18 protein-coding genes are annotated in these 16,346 nt (G+C 53.9%); 11 read left to right on the top strand and 7 right to left on the bottom strand.

Annotation, left to right across the window (positions count from 1 at the left end):
• Window positions 1-4: 4 nt before the first annotated feature.
• The gene (gene rimJ / locus AB2B48_RS02785; RefSeq protein ID WP_035896479.1) at window positions 5-589 is read right to left on the bottom strand and encodes a ribosomal protein S5-alanine N-acetyltransferase; all 585 of its coding nucleotides are present in this window, start codon (window positions 587-589) and stop codon (window positions 5-7) included.
• A gap of 352 nt (window positions 590-941) precedes the next feature.
• Between rimJ and tatA the strand changes: the two genes are divergently transcribed.
• The 7 genes from tatA (at window position 942) to AB2B48_RS02750 (ending at window position 5,395) form a co-directional block, all read left to right on the top strand.
• Entirely contained in the window at window positions 942-1,169 is a 228-nt protein-coding gene (gene tatA, locus AB2B48_RS02780; RefSeq protein ID WP_185666742.1) for a Sec-independent protein translocase subunit TatA, read from the top strand.
• Window positions 1,170-1,353: 184 nt separating this feature from the next.
• Window positions 1,354-1,914: a lipoprotein gene (locus AB2B48_RS02775; RefSeq protein ID WP_035896888.1), complete on the top strand. Its 561-nt coding sequence runs from the start codon at window positions 1,354-1,356 to the stop codon at window positions 1,912-1,914.
• Window positions 1,915-2,071: 157 nt separating this feature from the next.
• Entirely contained in the window at window positions 2,072-3,118 is a 1,047-nt protein-coding gene (gene pyrC / locus AB2B48_RS02770) for a dihydroorotase (protein WP_333495686.1), read from the top strand.
• A 71-nt stretch (window positions 3,119-3,189) separates the two neighbouring features.
• Complete coding sequence (gene dinI / locus AB2B48_RS02765; protein ID WP_270501927.1) at window positions 3,190-3,435, top strand: DNA damage-inducible protein I; 246 nt, start codon at window positions 3,190-3,192, stop codon at window positions 3,433-3,435.
• A 281-nt stretch (window positions 3,436-3,716) separates the two neighbouring features.
• A complete protein-coding gene (bssS, locus tag AB2B48_RS02760; protein ID WP_035896892.1) occupies window positions 3,717-3,971 on the top strand; it encodes a biofilm formation regulator BssS in 255 nt (84 codons plus the stop codon).
• 137 nt (window positions 3,972-4,108) lie between these two features.
• A complete protein-coding gene (gene solA, locus AB2B48_RS02755; RefSeq protein ID WP_368300737.1) occupies window positions 4,109-5,227 on the top strand; it encodes an N-methyl-L-tryptophan oxidase in 1,119 nt (372 codons plus the stop codon).
• Between the two features lie 54 nt (window positions 5,228-5,281).
• The gene (locus AB2B48_RS02750; protein ID WP_185666435.1) at window positions 5,282-5,395 is read left to right on the top strand and encodes a DUF2770 family protein; all 114 of its coding nucleotides are present in this window, start codon (window positions 5,282-5,284) and stop codon (window positions 5,393-5,395) included.
• Here AB2B48_RS02750 and AB2B48_RS02745 read toward each other — a convergent pair.
• Window positions 5,392-6,453, bottom strand: coding sequence for a rhodanese-related sulfurtransferase (locus AB2B48_RS02745; RefSeq protein ID WP_220440282.1), 1,062 nt, complete (start codon window positions 6,451-6,453; stop codon window positions 5,392-5,394). The two genes, AB2B48_RS02750 and AB2B48_RS02745, sit on opposite strands and share 4 nt — an antisense overlap.
• 223 nt (window positions 6,454-6,676) lie before the next feature.
• On the opposite strand from AB2B48_RS02745, the gene AB2B48_RS02740 reads away from it, so the two are divergent.
• The 3 genes from AB2B48_RS02740 (at window position 6,677) to AB2B48_RS02730 (ending at window position 9,434) form a co-directional block, all read left to right on the top strand.
• Window positions 6,677-7,597, top strand: coding sequence for a Kdo(2)-lipid IV(A) acyltransferase (locus tag AB2B48_RS02740; protein WP_368300736.1), 921 nt, complete (start codon window positions 6,677-6,679; stop codon window positions 7,595-7,597).
• 139 nt (window positions 7,598-7,736) lie between these two features.
• Window positions 7,737-8,954: a multidrug efflux MFS transporter MdtG gene (gene mdtG / locus AB2B48_RS02735; protein ID WP_368300735.1), complete on the top strand. Its 1,218-nt coding sequence runs from the start codon at window positions 7,737-7,739 to the stop codon at window positions 8,952-8,954.
• A gap of 105 nt (window positions 8,955-9,059) precedes the next feature.
• The gene (locus AB2B48_RS02730; RefSeq protein ID WP_185666439.1) at window positions 9,060-9,434 is read left to right on the top strand and encodes a MysB family protein; all 375 of its coding nucleotides are present in this window, start codon (window positions 9,060-9,062) and stop codon (window positions 9,432-9,434) included.
• Here AB2B48_RS02730 and AB2B48_RS02725 read toward each other — a convergent pair whose 3' ends face one another.
• The 3 genes from AB2B48_RS02725 to mdoG form a co-directional block, all read right to left on the bottom strand.
• Window positions 9,435-9,662, bottom strand: coding sequence for a YceK/YidQ family lipoprotein (locus tag AB2B48_RS02725; RefSeq protein ID WP_185666743.1), 228 nt, complete (start codon window positions 9,660-9,662; stop codon window positions 9,435-9,437). It abuts the gene before it with no gap.
• A 168-nt stretch (window positions 9,663-9,830) separates the two neighbouring features.
• Window positions 9,831-12,359, bottom strand: coding sequence for a glucans biosynthesis glucosyltransferase MdoH (gene mdoH / locus AB2B48_RS02720; protein WP_185666440.1), 2,529 nt, complete (start codon window positions 12,357-12,359; stop codon window positions 9,831-9,833).
• On the bottom strand, window positions 12,352-13,905 hold the full coding sequence (gene mdoG, locus AB2B48_RS02715) for a glucans biosynthesis protein MdoG (RefSeq protein WP_185666441.1): 1,554 nt from the start codon (window positions 13,903-13,905) through the stop codon (window positions 12,352-12,354). Before mdoG ends, mdoH begins: the two co-directional genes overlap by 8 nt.
• A 254-nt stretch (window positions 13,906-14,159) precedes the next feature.
• On the opposite strand from mdoG, the gene mdoC reads away from it, so the two are divergent.
• Complete coding sequence (mdoC, locus tag AB2B48_RS02710; RefSeq protein ID WP_185666442.1) at window positions 14,160-15,320, top strand: glucans biosynthesis protein MdoC; 1,161 nt, start codon at window positions 14,160-14,162, stop codon at window positions 15,318-15,320.
• Here the strand turns inward: mdoC and ymdB are convergent.
• The gene (gene ymdB, locus AB2B48_RS02705; RefSeq protein WP_185666443.1) at window positions 15,317-15,874 is read right to left on the bottom strand and encodes an O-acetyl-ADP-ribose deacetylase; all 558 of its coding nucleotides are present in this window, start codon (window positions 15,872-15,874) and stop codon (window positions 15,317-15,319) included. The two genes, mdoC and ymdB, sit on opposite strands and share 4 nt — an antisense overlap.
• A gap of 71 nt (window positions 15,875-15,945) precedes the next feature.
• Window positions 15,946-16,257, bottom strand: a complete 312-nt coding sequence (locus tag AB2B48_RS02700) for a hypothetical protein (RefSeq protein ID WP_368300734.1) — start codon at window positions 16,255-16,257, stop codon at window positions 15,946-15,948.
• Window positions 16,258-16,346 lie beyond the last annotated feature (89 nt).

The following is a 16,346-nucleotide window of genomic DNA, read 5'->3' as shown; positions in this document are numbered from 1 at the left end:
CTCCTTATCGACCTGCAGTCCATTGTGGGGTGGTCAACGCCGTCAGCACGTGATCGCGCCATTCGCCGTCAATCAGTAGATAGTCTTTCGCGTAGCCTTCTTTTTCAAAGCCCAGTCGCGCCAGCAGGTCGCCGCTGCGCTTATTATGCGGCATGTAGTTGGCCATAATGCGGTGAATATGTTGAGTGCGTTGCATATAGCGAATCGCGCTGGTCAGCGCTTCATACATCATCCCCTGCCCCTGCCATTTCTGGCCGATGGAGTAGCCGAGATAACAGGCATGAAACGAGCCGCGCACTACGTTGGAAAAGTTCGCCACGCCGATAATCTCTTTCTCTTCCGGGTCAAGCAGCGCGAAATAGAACGCCGTTCCCTGCTTATGAAACTCATTAATCATCGACAAACGCGCCTGCCAGCCGGAAGGATAGCAATGACTGTCGTCACGAATCGGTTCCCAGGGCTTTAAAAATTGCCGATTCTCGGCGTAATAGTCGGCCAGACGCCAGGCGTCCCGGTCGTGAATCAGACGCACCACCAACCGGTCGGTGGTCAACCGAACTTTCGGCACATTACTGCGATAGCCAAACATCTCACTACTCCTGTACCCAACGTATACCCTGGTCGTCTCACTCTACCTGCCCACGGCGGTCAATGAAAACAACAATCTGTCATGATGCATTGTGATAAAAAAGCCCTATCGCTGGCAATACATGAAAAAGTGAGATAGTCCGGCAAAATGAAGATGTTACCGCGCCTCTCTCTTTATCACGAGTCGTGACATTACGCGCCCTCATGCATAAAGACGAACGGTGCGAAATCAATGCCATTAAGAGACAAATAAATTAATCTTGGGTTTGCGAAAATTCGCATCCCAAATACTCAGGCGACCGGTTCATTACGCCGACGGTTATTCTCTCTGTTTTTTCTATTAAGGTGCCATGATGGGCGAAATTAGCGTCACCAAACTGTTAGTCATTGTCGTTCTGGTTGTGCTGTTATTCGGTACCAAAAAACTTGCCTCTTTGGGCTCCGATTTTGGTGCGGCGCTGAAAGGGTTCAAAAAAGCGATGAACGATGACAATCATGCTGAAAATGATGCCGATTTTCTCAGTGAGAAAACCACACAGGGCAATGCTGAGGACACTGACGCCAAACAAAAACGGGCCTGATATTGCACCGCATAAAGACCGCTGAATGGAGCTACAGGTAAACGTTCCGTCGTAAAGCCGCCCATGGCGTGGCCTCCAGCGCCTTCGCTACGGCACTTTCAGCATTTTCCGCTGTCAGAGTTCTACTAACAGGGTATGCTGCTTTATGTCAGGATGCACCGAACGCTTTACCTTGAGGAACCTCATGAAAAAATTGTTTGTTATTGCCGCACTGATCGTTAGCGGCCTGGTGGTTGGCTGTAATCAACTCACGCAATATTCCGTTAGCGAGCAGGAGATTAACCAGGCGTTACAGAAGCGGAATAATTTCTCGAAAGATATTGGCGTACCCGGCGTAGCCGATGCCCATATCGTCCTGAGCAACCTCTCCAGCGCAATTGGTCGTGAAGAGCCGAACAAAGTGACGCTGAGCGGCGATGCCAAACTGGATATGAACTCCCTCTTTGGCAGCCAGAAAGCGAATATCGCCCTGACGCTGAAAGCGCTGCCGGTGTTCAACAAAGAACAAGGCGCCATATACCTTCAGGAGATGGAGATCCAGGATGCGAAAGTCACGCCGGAGAAGATGCAGACGGTGGTACAGACGCTGATCCCTTACCTCAACCAGTCGCTGCGCACCTACTTCAACAAACAGCCGGCCTACGTGCTGAAAGAAGATGCCAGCCAGGGTGAAGCATTGGCGAAGAAATTTGCCAAGGGTATTGAGGTGAAACCGGGCGAAATCATTATCCCGTTCACGGACTAATTTCCCGGCACGCCCCCTTTTAAACCCTCTCCCCTCAAGGAGAGGGTTTTCTTCTTTCGCAAACAAATTTCACAGAAAAGGATGCAAAGGAAAACGTTTCCGCTTATCCTTAGTGCCCGGCAAAAAATGACTGATTTCCCACCAGCCGGAGCCTCAAATGACCGCATTACCGCAAGTTCTGAAAATTCGCCGCCCAGACGACTGGCATATCCATCTTCGCGATGGCGAGATGCTAAAAACGGTTGTCCCGTATACCAGTGAGCTGTATGGCCGCGCAATTATCATGCCGAACCTGGTTCCGCCAATTACCACCGTAGATGCGGCTATCGCCTACCGCCAGCGCATTCTTGACGCTGTGCCAGCCGGGCATAACTTCACGCCGCTGATGACCTGCTACTTAACCGACACCCTCGACCCGAACGAGCTGGAGCGCGGTTTTAACGAAGGCGTATTCACCGCAGCGAAACTGTACCCGGCGAATGCCACTACCAACTCCAGCCACGGCGTCACCAGCACCGATGCGATTATGCCGGTGCTTGAACGCATGGAAAAACTGGGAATGCCGCTGCTGGTGCACGGTGAAGTCACCCACGCAGATATTGATATTTTCGACCGCGAAGCGCGCTTTATTGACACCGTAATGGAACCGCTGCGCCAGCGCCTGCCGGGCCTGAAGGTCGTTTTCGAGCACATCACCACCAAAGATGCGGCCGAGTACGTGCGCGACGGCAACGAACTGATTGCCGCCACCATTACCCCTCAGCACCTGATGTTCAACCGTAACCATATGCTGGTAGGCGGCGTACGCCCTCACCTTTACTGCCTGCCAATTCTTAAGCGCAATATCCACCAGCAGGCGCTGCGTGAACTGGTTGCCAGCGGCTTTACCCGCGCCTTCCTCGGCACCGATTCTGCGCCGCATGCCCGCCATCGCAAAGAGGCAAGCTGCGGCTGCGCAGGCTGCTTCAACGCCCCGACGGCGCTGGGAAGCTACGCTACCGTATTTGAAGAGATGAACGCGCTGCAGCACTTTGAAGCCTTCTGCTCTTTGAACGGCCCGCGCTTCTACGGCCTACCGGTAAACGAGGATTTTGTCGAACTAGTACGCGAAGAGAGCCAGGTTGCCGAAACCATCGCGCTCAGCGACGATACGCTGGTGCCGTTCCTGGCCGGTGAAACGCTGCGCTGGACGGTGAAAAAATAATTTCGCGCCCCCTGTTGTAAAAGCCGCACAGTAACTGTATAAATATACAGTATATTACACAGGGGGCAATTATGCGTATTGAAGTTACCGTTGCAAAAACCACTGCACTGCCTGCAGGTGCGCTAGACGCGCTGGCAGACGAACTTTCCCGCCGTATTAACGACCAATTCCCGGACAGCGGAGGCACCGTCAGCGTGCGCTACGCGGCCAACAACAACCTCTCCGTCATCGGCGGCATTAAAGAAGATAAAGACCGCATCAGCGAGATCCTCCAGGAAACCTGGGAGAGCGCGGACGACTGGTTCATCACCGATTAAGATTTGCTCCCTCATTGTGTTTTTGCCGGGTCGCCCCGGCTTTTTTTCGTTCTTTTCTGCTTGTTATTTCCTCATTTATCCCCATCTTTTAGATTAGCCGCAAAAACAATGAGCAATATGGTTGTTTATTGCGCGAACGACCGGTCTATTCAGGAATTTATGTTGCTTTTGATTTCAATTCTCGAGTATTTATTGAATTGTTGTATACTGATAAAGCTTCACAAAAAATTGCATTGAACCTCGAGAGTTGTTGCCTTTTAACACATGAAGAAGGGGTTATGATGGAAAAGAATAATGAAGTCATCCAGACCCATCCCCTCGTCGGATGGGACATCAGCACCGTTGATAGCTACGATGCCATGATGTTGCGCCTGCACTACCAAGACCCCAATCAATCGAGCAATAAAGAAGCTGAAGTTGGCCAGACCCTGTGGCTAACCACCGATGTCGCACGTCAGTTTATTTCCATACTGGAAGCCGGGATTGCCAAGATTGAGTCTGGCGATTACCAGGTCAATGAGTATCGCAGGCATTAACGCTGATACTTTCGTCGTATTAACGACCAACAGGCACCTACGGGTGCCTTAATTATTTTCACCCTTGTATAACCACTATCGGTTAATTACTCTACCAGTCTCTGGCTTCGCGCTTTATCATCGTGTCGGGAATCACTATGGAATACGATCTTATTATTATTGGTAGCGGCTCCGTCGGCGCTGCGGCAGGTTATTACGCCCGTAAAGCGGGTTTACACGTACTGATGACCGATGCCCATATGCCACCGCACCAGCAAGGAAGTCATCACGGCGATACCCGTCTGATGCGCCATGCCTATGGTGAAGGTGAGAAATACGTCCCGCTGGTTCTTCGCGCCCAGGCGCTATGGGACGAGCTAGCCGCAACCAGCGGCGAAGCACTGTTTGAACAAAGCGGCGTCGTTAACCTTGGCCCCGCTGACTCCATCTTTCTGAACACCGTCGCCCAGAGTGCTGAACAGTTCTCTCTGGCAGTTGAACATCTTGATGCCGCGGCGGTCATGTCCCGCTGGCCCGAAATTCGCGTCCCCGCAGACTACCGTGCCATCTTTGAGCCTGGCTCAGGGGTACTGAAAAGCGAACTGGCAGTGAAAACGCTGATTGCCATGGCGAAAGAAGCCGGCTGCGCGCAGCTTTTCAACTGCCCGGTTACCGCTATTCATAGCGATGCGAACGGCGTAACCATTGAGACCTCCGAGGGAAGCTGGCGCGGCAAAAAGCTGTTGCTGACGGCAGGAACCTGGGTCAAACAGCTTTACCCTGACCTGCCTATCCAGCCAGTGCGCAAAGTATTTGCCTGGTTCCAGGCTGACGGCCGCTACAGCCGCAAAAACAACTTCCCGGCATTTACCGGCGAGCTGCCGAACGGCGACCAGTTCTACGGTTTCCCGGCGGTGGAGAACGAGCTGAAAATCGGTAAACATAACGGCGGCCAGGTCATCAACACCCCGGAAGAGCGTAAAGCGTTTGGCAGCGTCGCCACCGACGGTTCCGAAGCGTTCAGCTTCCTGCGGCAGATCCTGCCGGGCATTGGCGGCTGCCTGTACGGCGCGGCCTGTACCTATGACAACACGCCGGATGAAGATTTTATTATTGACACCCTGCCCGGCCAGCCCGACGTGCTGTTTATCGGCGGCCTGAGCGGCCACGGCTTTAAGTTCGCCACCGTGCTGGGGGAAATTGCCGCGCAGTTCGCGCAGCAGAAAACGCCGGAATATGATCTGTCGCCGTTTGCGCTGTCCCGCTTTAACGGCTAACGAAAGCCTAAAAAAACGGCCCCGAATCATCGGGGCCGTTATATCGAGAATACTATGCGTCGCCTGTTCTACTTTCTGCTCAACAACGTCCGCGAACACCTGATGCTGTATCTGATGCTCTGGCTGCTGTTAGCGCTGCTCGACATCGCCTGGCTCTACTTCAATTAATCGTTCTGGGTCTGCGGATCCGGGATGCCTAAACGGGTATTCAGGCGACCGCGCGATTTATTAAAGATTTTATTGCCGTTTTCGCGCCCGGCGCGACGCAGACGTTGCTCTTCTTCAGGAAGTTTGTGCTCTTCCTGGCAGCTTTCGCTACAGCAGCCTTCGTATTTTTCTGCACAGGTCGGGCACTGAATAAACAGCAGGTGGCAGCCATCGTTCAGACAGTTGGTGTGGCTGTCGCACGGCGTACCGCACTGATGGCAGTGGGCAATGATATCGTCGGAAATTCGTTCGCCCATGCGTTCGTCGAAGACGAAGTTCTTACCCACAAAGCGTACCGGTAAACCCTGTTCACGAGCGCGACGAGCGTACTCAATGATGCCGCCCTCGATATGCCAGACCTGATTAAAGCCGTTGTGCTTCATCCAGGCACTAGCCTTTTCACAGCGAATGCCTCCAGTGCAGTACATGACAATTTTCTTGTCTTTATGCTCCTGCATCATCTCAACCGCTTTCGGCAACTGCTCGCGGAAAGTGTCGGCCGGGATCTCCATCGCCTGTTCAAAATGCCCTACTTCGTACTCGTAGTGGTTACGCATATCGATAAACAGCGCGTCGGGGTCATCGAGCATGGCGTTCACTTCCGCCGCTTTCAGGTACTCACCCACGTTGCTGGCATCAAACGTCGGATCGTCGATCCCATCGGCCACGATACGCTCACGAACCTTCATGCGCAGCACCCAGAACGATTTCCCGTCATCATCAAGCGCAATGTTCAGACGCAGATCTTTCAGCGCCGGGTCAAAGCGGTTCAGGCAGTCACGCAGCGCCTCAACCTGGCTCTCTGGTACGCTAATCTGCGCGTTAATCCCCTCGCGGGCCAGGTAAACGCGACCAAAGACATTGAGCGCCGAGAGCGCGACGTACAGCGCATCACGCGTCGCTTTTGGGTCAACAATAGTGAAGTACTTATAGAATGAGATGGTGGTGCGTGGCTCAGTTTCTGCCAGCATCTTCGCTTTCAGCGTCTCATTCGAAATGCGGTTATGTAACACTGGCATGGTGTTCTTATCCTGCAAAATAGAATGGATGGGAATAATCGGGGCGCATGATATAGCAATCATCGTTAATTTACATCCCCACATTTTGCGCTACATTCTCTTCACCATTACTAATGCTCTGCAAAATAGTTGTATGAATAGACAACAGTCGTGACGCGGTCGTTTTGGCTGACGGAAAAATAGTGCGACAATAGAGCCAGTTGCTCGTAATAACAGGAAAGACATGACCCAGTTACCTAAATTCACCACAGCGTTGCTGCACCCCCGCTACTGGCCGTCCTGGCTGGGTGTTGGCGTGCTCTGGTTAGTTGTTCAACTGCCGTATCCGGTTATTTATCGCCTCGGGAACGCTATCGGCCGTCTGGCCCTGCTGTTGATGAAGCGCCGAGCGCAAATTGCATACCGCAATCTTGAGCTCTGCTTCCCGGAAAAGAGCGAAGCTGAACGTCATCAGATGGTGGTTAAGAATTTTGAGTCGGTAGGGATGGGCGTGATGGAGACCGGGATCGCCTGGTTCTGGCCGACTAAGCGCATCAACCGCTGGATGGATGCCAGCGGCCTTGAGCATATCCGCGCCGTGCAGGATTCCGGCCGCGGCGTTTTGCTGATCGGTATTCACTTCCTGACGCTGGAAATGGGCGCCCGTATGTTCGGCATTCATAACCCTGGGATTGGCGTCTATCGGCCCAACGATAATCCGGTCATCGACTGGCTGCAAACCTGGGGCCGCATGCGGTCAAACAAAGATATGATTGACCGTAAAGACCTGAAAGGCATGGTCCGCTCACTGAAAAACGGCGAAATTATCTGGTATGCACCAGACCACGACTACGGCCCCCGCGCCAGCGTCTTCGCGCCGCTGTTCGCCGTGAAGGATGCCGCCACGACTTCCGGCACCTGGATGCTGGCAAAAATGTCAAAAGCGTGCGTGGTTCCCTTTGTGCCGCGCCGTAAACCGAACGGCAAAGGCTACGAACTGATTATTCTCGAACCGGAATGCGACCCGCCGCTGGAGAATGCCGAAGTCACCGCCGCATGGATGAACACCATCGTCGAAAAATGCATCATGATGGCCCCAGAGCAATACATGTGGCTGCATCGGCGCTTTAAAACGCGCCCGGAAGGGTCACCTTCCCTGTACTAACGTTATACGCGCAGCTCCGGCTGCGCGTTTTTGTTTTAGCTTTAAAAGCGGACCACATTGCAGTGATATGAACACAGGAGCATAATTAGCAGGCTTATAAATACACTCTCTTTTGGCGACATTTCGCCTGCGGAACCCTATGCAACCCTCAGATGCCCCCATTAACTGGAAGCGTAACCTCGCTGTCGTTTGGCTCGGCTGTTTTTTAACCGGCGCAGCATTCAGCCTGGTCATGCCTTTCCTGCCGCTTTACGTTGAAGCGCTCGGCGTGACCGGCCACAGCTCGCTGAATATGTGGTCCGGCCTGGTCTTCAGTATCACCTTCCTGTTCTCTGCCATCGCCTCACCGCTATGGGGCGGCCTGGCCGACCGCAAAGGGCGTAAGATCATGCTGCTGCGCTCGGCGCTGGGTATGGCTATCGTCATGCTGTTCATGGGGCTGGCGCAGAATATCTGGCAGTTTCTGATTCTGCGCGCACTGCTGGGGCTGCTGGGGGGATTTATTCCTAACGCCAACGCGCTGATTGCCACCCAGATCCCGCGTCATAAGAGCGGCTGGGCGCTGGGTACGCTGTCGACTGGTGCCGTGAGCGGCGCGCTGCTGGGGCCGCTGGCCGGCGGTTTTCTTGCCGATAACTACGGCCTGCGTCCGGTGTTCTTTATGACCGCCGCGGTGCTGTTTGTCTGCTTCGTGATGACGCTGTTCTTCATCCGCGAGCAGTTTACGCCGGTATCGAAAAAAGAGATGCTGCACGTCAAAGAGGTGTTTGGCTCGCTGAAAAACCGCGAACTGGTGCTGAGCCTGTTCGTCACCACGCTGATTATCCAGGTCGCCACCGGCTCTATCGCCCCGATTCTGACACTTTACGTACGTGACCTTGCAGGGAATATCAGCAATATTGCCTTTGTCAGCGGCATGATAGCCTCGGTGCCCGGCGTGGCGGCGCTAATTTGCGCGCCGCGTTTAGGTAAGCTCGGCGACCGTATTGGCCCGGAAAAGATTCTTATCGTGGCGCTGGTGGTCTCCGTGCTGCTGCTGATCCCGATGTCGTTTGTGCAGAACCCGCTGCAGCTCGGTATCCTGCGCTTCCTGCTGGGTGCGGCTGACGGCGCGCTGCTACCTGCGGTGCAAACGCTGCTGGTCTATAACTCCAGCAACCAGATTGCCGGGCGAATTTTCAGCTATAACCAGTCGTTCCGCGATATTGGTAACGTCACCGGGCCGCTGATCGGTGCCGCCGTGTCGGCAAACTACGGGTTCCGCGCGGTCTTCTGCGTAACCGCCGCCGTGGTGCTGTTCAACGCCATTTATACCGGTTTTAGCCTGCGTCGCAGCCCCGTCCCTTCCCGTTCTTAAACACATCATCCGGCGGTTTGCGTTAAATCAAATCGCCGGACGTGTACAACTCAAAAGTTCAGCTATTATTTCCCTGAATACCTCACCACATTGCAGGGAGTTGAGATGACTTTATACGCCACGCTCGAAGAAGCTATTGATGCGGCACGTGAAACGTTCCTCGCCGATAACCCCGGACTTGAGGAAGATGAAGCGGACGTAGAGCAGTTCAATATGCAAAAGTACATACTACAGGATGGTGACATCATGTGGCAGGCCGAGTTCTTCGCCGAAGAAGATGAAGAAGGCGAGTGCGTGCCGATGCTCAGCGGTGAGGCGGCACAAAGCGTGTTTGACGGTGATTTTGACGAGATTGAGTTACGTCAGGAATGGCTGGAAGAAAATACGCTGCACGAATGGGATGAAGGCGAGTATCAGCTTGAGCCCTCGCAGGATACCGAAGAGGGCCAGACTGCCGCCGATGAGTGGGACGAGCGTTAATTATTCGTAAGGACCATGGCTTGCGTCAATCGGCAGCAGCAGCGTGTCGAAGACCAGCGAGAACGGCAGGTCGAGAATGGTGACGTAGCGCCAGGCAGAGTCGCGTAGATCCCACTTCACACCCGAATAGTACTGATTCCCGTGGCCCTGGCCCGGGATCGTCCGGCTGATAATGCTGCCGCATCCGGTAAGCATTATCGCCATGGCGGCGACCAGTATCATTCTTATCACGTCGTTTACCTCATTAAACAGACAAAAAAATACCGGCTTGATGGCCGGTATTTCCTTACGGCAAATATTGGTGCTGGAATTTCCCCGGAGTCGGTGCTTCGCACCTCCTCCGGGCTACAGGTTCCGTAGCCCGGCCAAGCGAAGCGCCGCCGGGGAAGCACTCCACTATTTGGTTTTCAGCGCCAGCGGATTCAGCTGCAGCTTATCGTATTCAGCCACCCACGAAGAATATTTCTCCGGTGCGGCCCACACACGGTAATGCAGACGAGACAGCGTTACAGGGTCGCTCAACAGTACCAGACGGCGATCGCGGTTAAGCTTGTCCGGCGTTTCGTTCAGCGCCTGCTCGACGTGACGATCGCGGGCAATCTCCAGCACGTGGCTCGCACGGTGACGCGCGGTAGCCATTGCCGTTGCCAGAGCATTCAACGATGGGTTAAATACCGCATGCATAAAGCCATCGTCCAGCACGCGAGCGCGGTTCTGCTCCAGATACGTTTCGGTATCGGCCAGCACCTTCGGCGTGTTGTACTCTTCCGGGATCAGGAACAGCTTCCAGCGCTTGGTGCGCAGGCCGTTAGTTGAGCGGCTGGAGACCACCGAAACGAACGGTGACAGGATCAGCGAGAAGACGATCGGCGCCAGCCAGAACAGGAAGCGCAGATCCAGCCATGCCATACCGACCGCCCACACCAGACCCAACAGCAGCTGAGAACCATGGCGCATAAAGGCTTCGCTCCACGGCGTGGAGTCATCGTCACGCTGCGGCGAGTTCCATACCACTTCCCAGCCCAGGAACGCACTGACCACGAAAACGGTGTGGAACAGCATGCGAACCGGTGCCAGCAGTACGGAGAACAGTACTTCCAGCAGCAGGGAGAGCGTTACGCGAACAAAACCGCCGTACTCTTTCGACCCTTTGCACCACACCAGAATGATGCTCAGCAGTTTCGGCAGGAACAGCAGCACCATCGTCGAGGCGAACAACGCAATCGCGAGCTCAGGTCGCCACTGTGGCCAGACCGGGAACAGCTGACGCGGCTGCAGGAAGTACTGCGGCTCGGTCAATGCGTGTACCACCTGCAGTGCGGTCGACAGAGCCAGGAACATAAACCACAGCGGCGCGGAGAGGTAGGACATGACGCCGGTCAGGAACACCGCACGGTGAACAGGGTGCATCCCTTTCACCAGGAACAGGCGGAAGTTCATTAGGTTACCCTGACACCAGCGACGGTCACGCTTAAGTTCATCCAGCAGGTTCGGCGGCAGCTCTTCATAAGAGCCCGGCAGGTCGTAGGCAATCCAGACGCCCCACCCTGCACGACGCATCAGCGCCGCTTCCACGAAGTCGTGCGACAGGATCGAACCGGCAAAGTTACCTTCGCCCGGCAGCGGTGCCAGCGCACAGTGCTCAATAAACGGCTTCACGCGGATAATAGCGTTGTGACCCCAGTAGTGGGATTCACCCAACTGCCAGAAGTGCAGCCCCGCGGTAAACAGCGGCCCGTAAACGCGTGTGGCAAACTGCTGGCAGCGTGCGTACAGCGTGTCCATCCCGGAAGCGCGTGGGGAAGACTGGATGATACCCGCATTCGGGTTCGCTTCCATCAGCCGCACCAGGTTGGTCAGGCAGTCGCCGGACATCACGGAGTCGGCATCCAGTACGACCATGTAGCTGTACTGATTACCCCAACGACGGCAGAAGTCATCGATGTTACCGCTTTTACGCTTCATACGACGACGACGACGACGGTAGAAGATCTGCCCTTCGCCCTGCACCTCGGCAATCAGTTCCATCCAGGCTTTTTGCTCTGCTACGCAGATATCCGGGTTGTAGCTGTCGCTCAAGATGTAGACGTCAAAGTGCTTCTGTTGGCCGGTGGCTTTCACCGATTCCCAGGTGGCACGCAGACCGGCGAATACGCGAGACACGTCTTCGTTACAGATAGGCATAATCAGCGCCGTCCGGTGCTCCGGGTTCAGCGGCTCATCGCCGACCGTCGAGGCCGAAATGCTGTATTTGTCGCGGCCAATCAGCAGTTGCAGGAAGCCCATTAAGGCCGTCCAGAAACCGGCGGAGACCCAACAGAAGAGCACGGCAAACAGAATCAGGATCCCGGTTTGCAGCAGGTACGGCAGCAGCTGCATAAAGGAGACCCACAGGTTCTGCCCGACCATATCCGCCGGGTTGATCAGCGCCCAGCCCTGATACGGCAGAATGGTCTTCATGTACCAGGTCGCCACGACGGTCTGCGCAATCGTCAGAATCAGCAGGGTATAGCGGCGAAGCGAGCCCACCATACGCCATTTCTGTTCGCGCTCCTGCTCTTCTTTCGTCAGACGAGACAGATAGCGCGGCGTGACGTCACGGCCACGCAGACGATCCCAGAAGCGACCTACCGGGTTGGTACGCCACGGATCCGGGAACATTGAGGAGCGCGTCGCCTTCGGCATGGCCTGCAGCTGGGTGCGCCCTTCATCGTCTTTGATGAGCTGATCGCCGCCCAGAGAATCTGGCCAGCTCTCTTCAAGACGCGCCTTGACCGAGGCCAGCGGCGTGTCATCATCACGGGCAAATGCCTGGTGCTCATCGTCCAGCGCTTCGTGCACGGCACGAAGGGAACTGTTCGGGAGCGCCGCTTTTTCTGCATCCGTAAGCGACAATGCGTCGATATACTTCGTTGTGTTATTCATTTGCAGGCAGCTGATAGCTCCAGGTTTCACTCAGCGTCTGGTCAGCGTTGACCAGCGCAGCGCGCATTTCAGTGGTTTTCTTCGGATCTTTCACCTTCACGCGCAGCATCAGACGCCAACCTTTCGTTACCGGGTTGTAACGTACGCTGTTTTCGACGATTTCACCGTTGTCGCCAATGCTGGTTTGCGCCGTAACTGGCGTATCCTGCGGCATCTTGCGCATATCTGCGCCGGTAAAATCAACCACGAAGGCCAGCGTGCCGTCCGGCTGACGAATCAGGTTGGACTGCTTCACATCACCGGTAGAGCGGCGAGTCTGCATCACGTACGCGTTATCGGTCGGGTGCAGTTTCTCTTCGTCACGGGTAAAGGTGATGGTGTACTTGTAGTTCATCTCTTTACCAGCTTCCGGCAGCTTGTCCGGCGTCCAGTAAGCGACGATGTTATCGTTGGTTTCGTCGTTGGTCGGGATTTCAACCAGCTCAACGGTCCCTTTACCCCAGTCACCTTTCGGCGTGATCCACGCGCTTGGGCGCAGATCGTAGCGATCATCCAGATCCTCAAAGTGAGAGAACTGGCGGCCACGCTGCAGCAGACCAAAGCCCTGTGGATTTTCGGTCGCGAAGCTGCTGACGGCAAGGTGCTTAGGATTGTTAAGCGGACGCCAGATCCACTCGTCATTACCGGCGTGGATAGACAGACCGTTGGAGTCATGCAGCTCCGGACGATAGTTGGTCGCCGCAGAAGGCTGGTTAGGCCCGAACAGGAACATACTGGTCAACGGCGCCACGCCGAGCTTGCCGACCTTATCGCGCAGGTAAATTTTGGTCTGCACGTCAACGACGGTGTCGCGGCCAGGCATAATAATGAAGCGATAGGCTCCGGTCGCACGTGGAGAATCCAGCAGCGCATAGATAGTCAAACGTTTGTCAGTGGCTTTTGGACGCTCAATCCAGTATTCACGGAAGCGAGGGAACTCTTCACCGGACGGCAATGCGGTATCGATAGCCAGACCACGGGCGGACAGACCATAAACCTGACCCTGCCCCAGAACACGGAAGTAGCTGGCACCCAGCATGCTGACGATTTCGTCGTTTTTATCTTTGCTGTTAATTGGGTACAGCACTTTAAAACCAGCGAAACCCAGATCCTTCACGGTGTCTTTGTCATGCTGAACGTCACCAAACGTGAAGTAATCCGGGCTGTACTTAATTTTACGCACGGAAGTCGCCGTAACTTCGTTGATAGTCACCGGCGTGTCGAAGTACATACCCTGATGGTAGAACTCGAGCTTGAATGGGGTCTTTATCTTATTCCAGTACGCCTTATCGTGGTTAAACTGGATTTGCTGGTAGTCCGCATATTTCATATCGCGGAAGACGGAAGGCAGGTTGCTTTTTGGTGCTTCATAGCTCTTATCAGCCAGCGATTTTGCCTGCTTTGCAACGTCATCAATAGTGAATGCCCATGCAGATGAAGTACACAGGGACAACATTACGGCTGCGCCTAACCAGCGCAGTTTCATCATCTGTGGTTTATGTTTCATATAACTAAGCACTTCCCCCTTTGTGTGCTTAAATCGATCCGATCCATTTTACTGGAAATTCAAGCAATCCGACAACATAATCCCCGTATTCTTCAGCGCAGTGGCTTATGGAGTAAACAACTGTTAACCGCTGCTTGCACTTTGAGTGCTTATCCTGGAGACAGGTAACCAGAGTTAGTGTAGGGTTGCCAACGAATGTAAACTTTATCGTCTTATCCGGTAAGGCGATTAGTCTGAGAATCGTACCTAACCCTATGAATAACAAACCCGCACAGCGTGAATATTTCCTCGACTCCATTCGAGCCTGGCTGATGCTCCTGGGGATACCCTTTCACATCTCCCTACTCTACTCCAGCCACACCTGGCATATGAACAGCGCTACCCCCTCCTGGTGGTTGACGTTATTCAATGATTTTGTTCATGCTTTCCGCATGCAGGTGTTCTTTGTTATCTCCGGCTACTTTTCCTATATGCTGTATTTGCGTTATCCGATCAAAAAATGGTGGAAAGTACGCGTGGAGCGCGTCGGTATTCCGATGCTTACCGCCATCCCTCTTCTGACGTTACCGCAATTTCTAATGCTGCAATACGTTAAGGGTAAGACGGAAAGCTGGCATACGCTCTCTTTCTACGACAAATATAATACGTTGGCGTGGGAGCTGGTGTCGCATCTGTGGTTCCTATTAGTTCTGGTGGTGCTGACATCCCTCGGCATTCTGGCGTTCCGTCTGATGCGCCGACGCCAGATTCGCCGGCGTGAAGACCTGTTTGATCATATGTCGATGGCGAAGCTTACTCTGATGTTTTTAGCATTGGGGATCGTTTATGCCGCCATTCGCCGGACTATCTTCCTGCTTTACCCGCCGGTACTCAGCGACGGGCTATTCAACTTTGTGGTCATGCAGACGCTGTTTTATGTGCCTTTCTTTATTCTTGGCGCACTGGCCTTTATTCATCCGAAGCTGAAAACGCTGTTTACTACCCCATCCCCATGGTGCATCGTCGCGGCGCTATTCGGGTTTATTGCCTACCGCCTGAACCAGCACTTTGGCTCAGGTGATGCATGGATGTATGAAACGGAATACGTGATTACGATGGTGCTGGGGGTATGGATGGTCAACGTGGTGTTCTCGTTCGGGCATCGTATGCTGAACTTCCAGTCCGCCCGCGTGACCTATTTCGTCAATGCTTCTTTATTTATCTACCTGGTGCACCACCCACTGACGCTGTTCTTTGGTGCCTGGATCATGCCGACCATTAGCTCAAATACGTTGGGCTTCCTGACCGGCCTGATATTCGTGGTGGGTTGCGCGTTAATTCTCTACGAGATCCACCTGCGTATCCCCTTGCTGCGTTTCCTCTTTTCCGGGAAGTCGCAGCAAAAGGCAACGAAAGCACAGGTGGCCAGTCATTAAGTGTTGGCGTCATTAGCCAGGCCTGGGATCCGGGTCTGGCTGAGTAAGTGCTGATACAAATGTGTTGTTGCTGCATCAAAACAGACAAAATAGACAATTTCCGGCAGGCTGCGACGGGTCAGAAATGCCGCCACCGTACTGACGGCAATGTCAGCCGCCGCGTCTGCTGGATATCCGTAGGCTCCCGTTGAGATAGCCGGGAAAGCGATAGTGCGATAACCGTTATCCAGCGCCAGCTGAAGGCTATTGCGGTAAGCCTCTTGTAACAATGAGGCTTCGTGTTCTCCCCCACCCTGCCAGACCGGCCCTACGGTATGAATCACTGCTTTTGCCTTCAGATTTCCCGCGTGGGTGATCACCGCATGCCCTGGTGGACAGGTTCCCTGCTGCTGACGGACAACCGCACAGGCTTCCTGCAACGTTGGACCCGCCGCACGATGGATTGCACCATCTACGCCACCACCGCCCATTAATGAGGGATTGGCGGCATTGACGATAACATCCACCTCGAGGTGGGTAATATCTCCTTGCTGCACCTGAATTCGTACGGTCATGCTAACTATCCTCTGACTAAGACGAAAATATTGTCTACCATAGACAACGCTGACCGCAACTTCGTTTCAGGCTATTGATACTCTACTGTCAATATTGCCAGATTTTTTTCAGGGTTCACCCAACGTAAGCTGGCGGTTGTTTTCGCATTGGTCATTTTACGTCCTTGAAATAAATCTTTGACATTTATTGTCTCTACGCGCGGCTTTCCCTCTTCAAAACAGCTTACGCTGACCTGCCGAGCATTGGCCTGATAATCACAAGGTGACTCGACAATTTGTCCAGTGAAATGGATGATGCCGTCAGACGCAGCATGTGATTGAACGCTGCACAACAGAGTCAGCAGCGGAAGAGATAGGCTGAAATAGTGACCGAATGTTTGCATGACAACGCCCCTCATTCAAGATCGTCCGTGAATCAATACTTCCTGATCTGAAATCCGCGCTGAATACACATCTTGTAAACATTACACTA

Source organism: Kluyvera sichuanensis (assembly GCF_040930405.1).
Classification (GTDB): domain Bacteria; phylum Pseudomonadota; class Gammaproteobacteria; order Enterobacterales; family Enterobacteriaceae; genus Kluyvera; species Kluyvera sichuanensis.
This window is presented reverse-complemented; position numbering and strand designations above follow the sequence as displayed.

Coding starts and splice junctions, on each gene's coding strand:
- AB2B48_RS02775 (WP_035896888.1), top strand. CDS start 1,354: ATGAAAAAATTGTTTGTTATTGCCGCACTGATCGTTAGCGGCCTGGTG.
- AB2B48_RS02745 (WP_220440282.1), bottom strand. CDS start 6,453: ATGCCAGTGTTACATAACCGCATTTCGAATGAGACGCTGAAAGCGAAG.
- mdoG (WP_185666441.1), bottom strand. CDS start 13,905: ATGAAACATAAACCACAGATGATGAAACTGCGCTGGTTAGGCGCAGCC.
- dinI (WP_270501927.1), top strand. CDS start 3,190: ATGCGTATTGAAGTTACCGTTGCAAAAACCACTGCACTGCCTGCAGGT.
- mdoH (WP_185666440.1), bottom strand. CDS start 12,359: ATGAATAACACAACGAAGTATATCGACGCATTGTCGCTTACGGATGCA.
- AB2B48_RS02740 (WP_368300736.1), top strand. CDS start 6,677: ATGACCCAGTTACCTAAATTCACCACAGCGTTGCTGCACCCCCGCTAC.
- AB2B48_RS02700 (WP_368300734.1), bottom strand. CDS start 16,257: ATGCAAACATTCGGTCACTATTTCAGCCTATCTCTTCCGCTGCTGACT.
- AB2B48_RS02730 (WP_185666439.1), top strand. CDS start 9,060: ATGACTTTATACGCCACGCTCGAAGAAGCTATTGATGCGGCACGTGAA.
- ymdB (WP_185666443.1), bottom strand. CDS start 15,874: ATGACCGTACGAATTCAGGTGCAGCAAGGAGATATTACCCACCTCGAG.
- tatA (WP_185666742.1), top strand. CDS start 942: ATGGGCGAAATTAGCGTCACCAAACTGTTAGTCATTGTCGTTCTGGTT.
- solA (WP_368300737.1), top strand. CDS start 4,109: ATGGAATACGATCTTATTATTATTGGTAGCGGCTCCGTCGGCGCTGCG.
- AB2B48_RS02750 (WP_185666435.1), top strand. CDS start 5,282: ATGCGTCGCCTGTTCTACTTTCTGCTCAACAACGTCCGCGAACACCTG.
- bssS (WP_035896892.1), top strand. CDS start 3,717: ATGGAAAAGAATAATGAAGTCATCCAGACCCATCCCCTCGTCGGATGG.
- mdoC (WP_185666442.1), top strand. CDS start 14,160: ATGAATAACAAACCCGCACAGCGTGAATATTTCCTCGACTCCATTCGA.
- rimJ (WP_035896479.1), bottom strand. CDS start 589: ATGTTTGGCTATCGCAGTAATGTGCCGAAAGTTCGGTTGACCACCGAC.
- pyrC (WP_333495686.1), top strand. CDS start 2,072: ATGACCGCATTACCGCAAGTTCTGAAAATTCGCCGCCCAGACGACTGG.
- mdtG (WP_368300735.1), top strand. CDS start 7,737: ATGCAACCCTCAGATGCCCCCATTAACTGGAAGCGTAACCTCGCTGTC.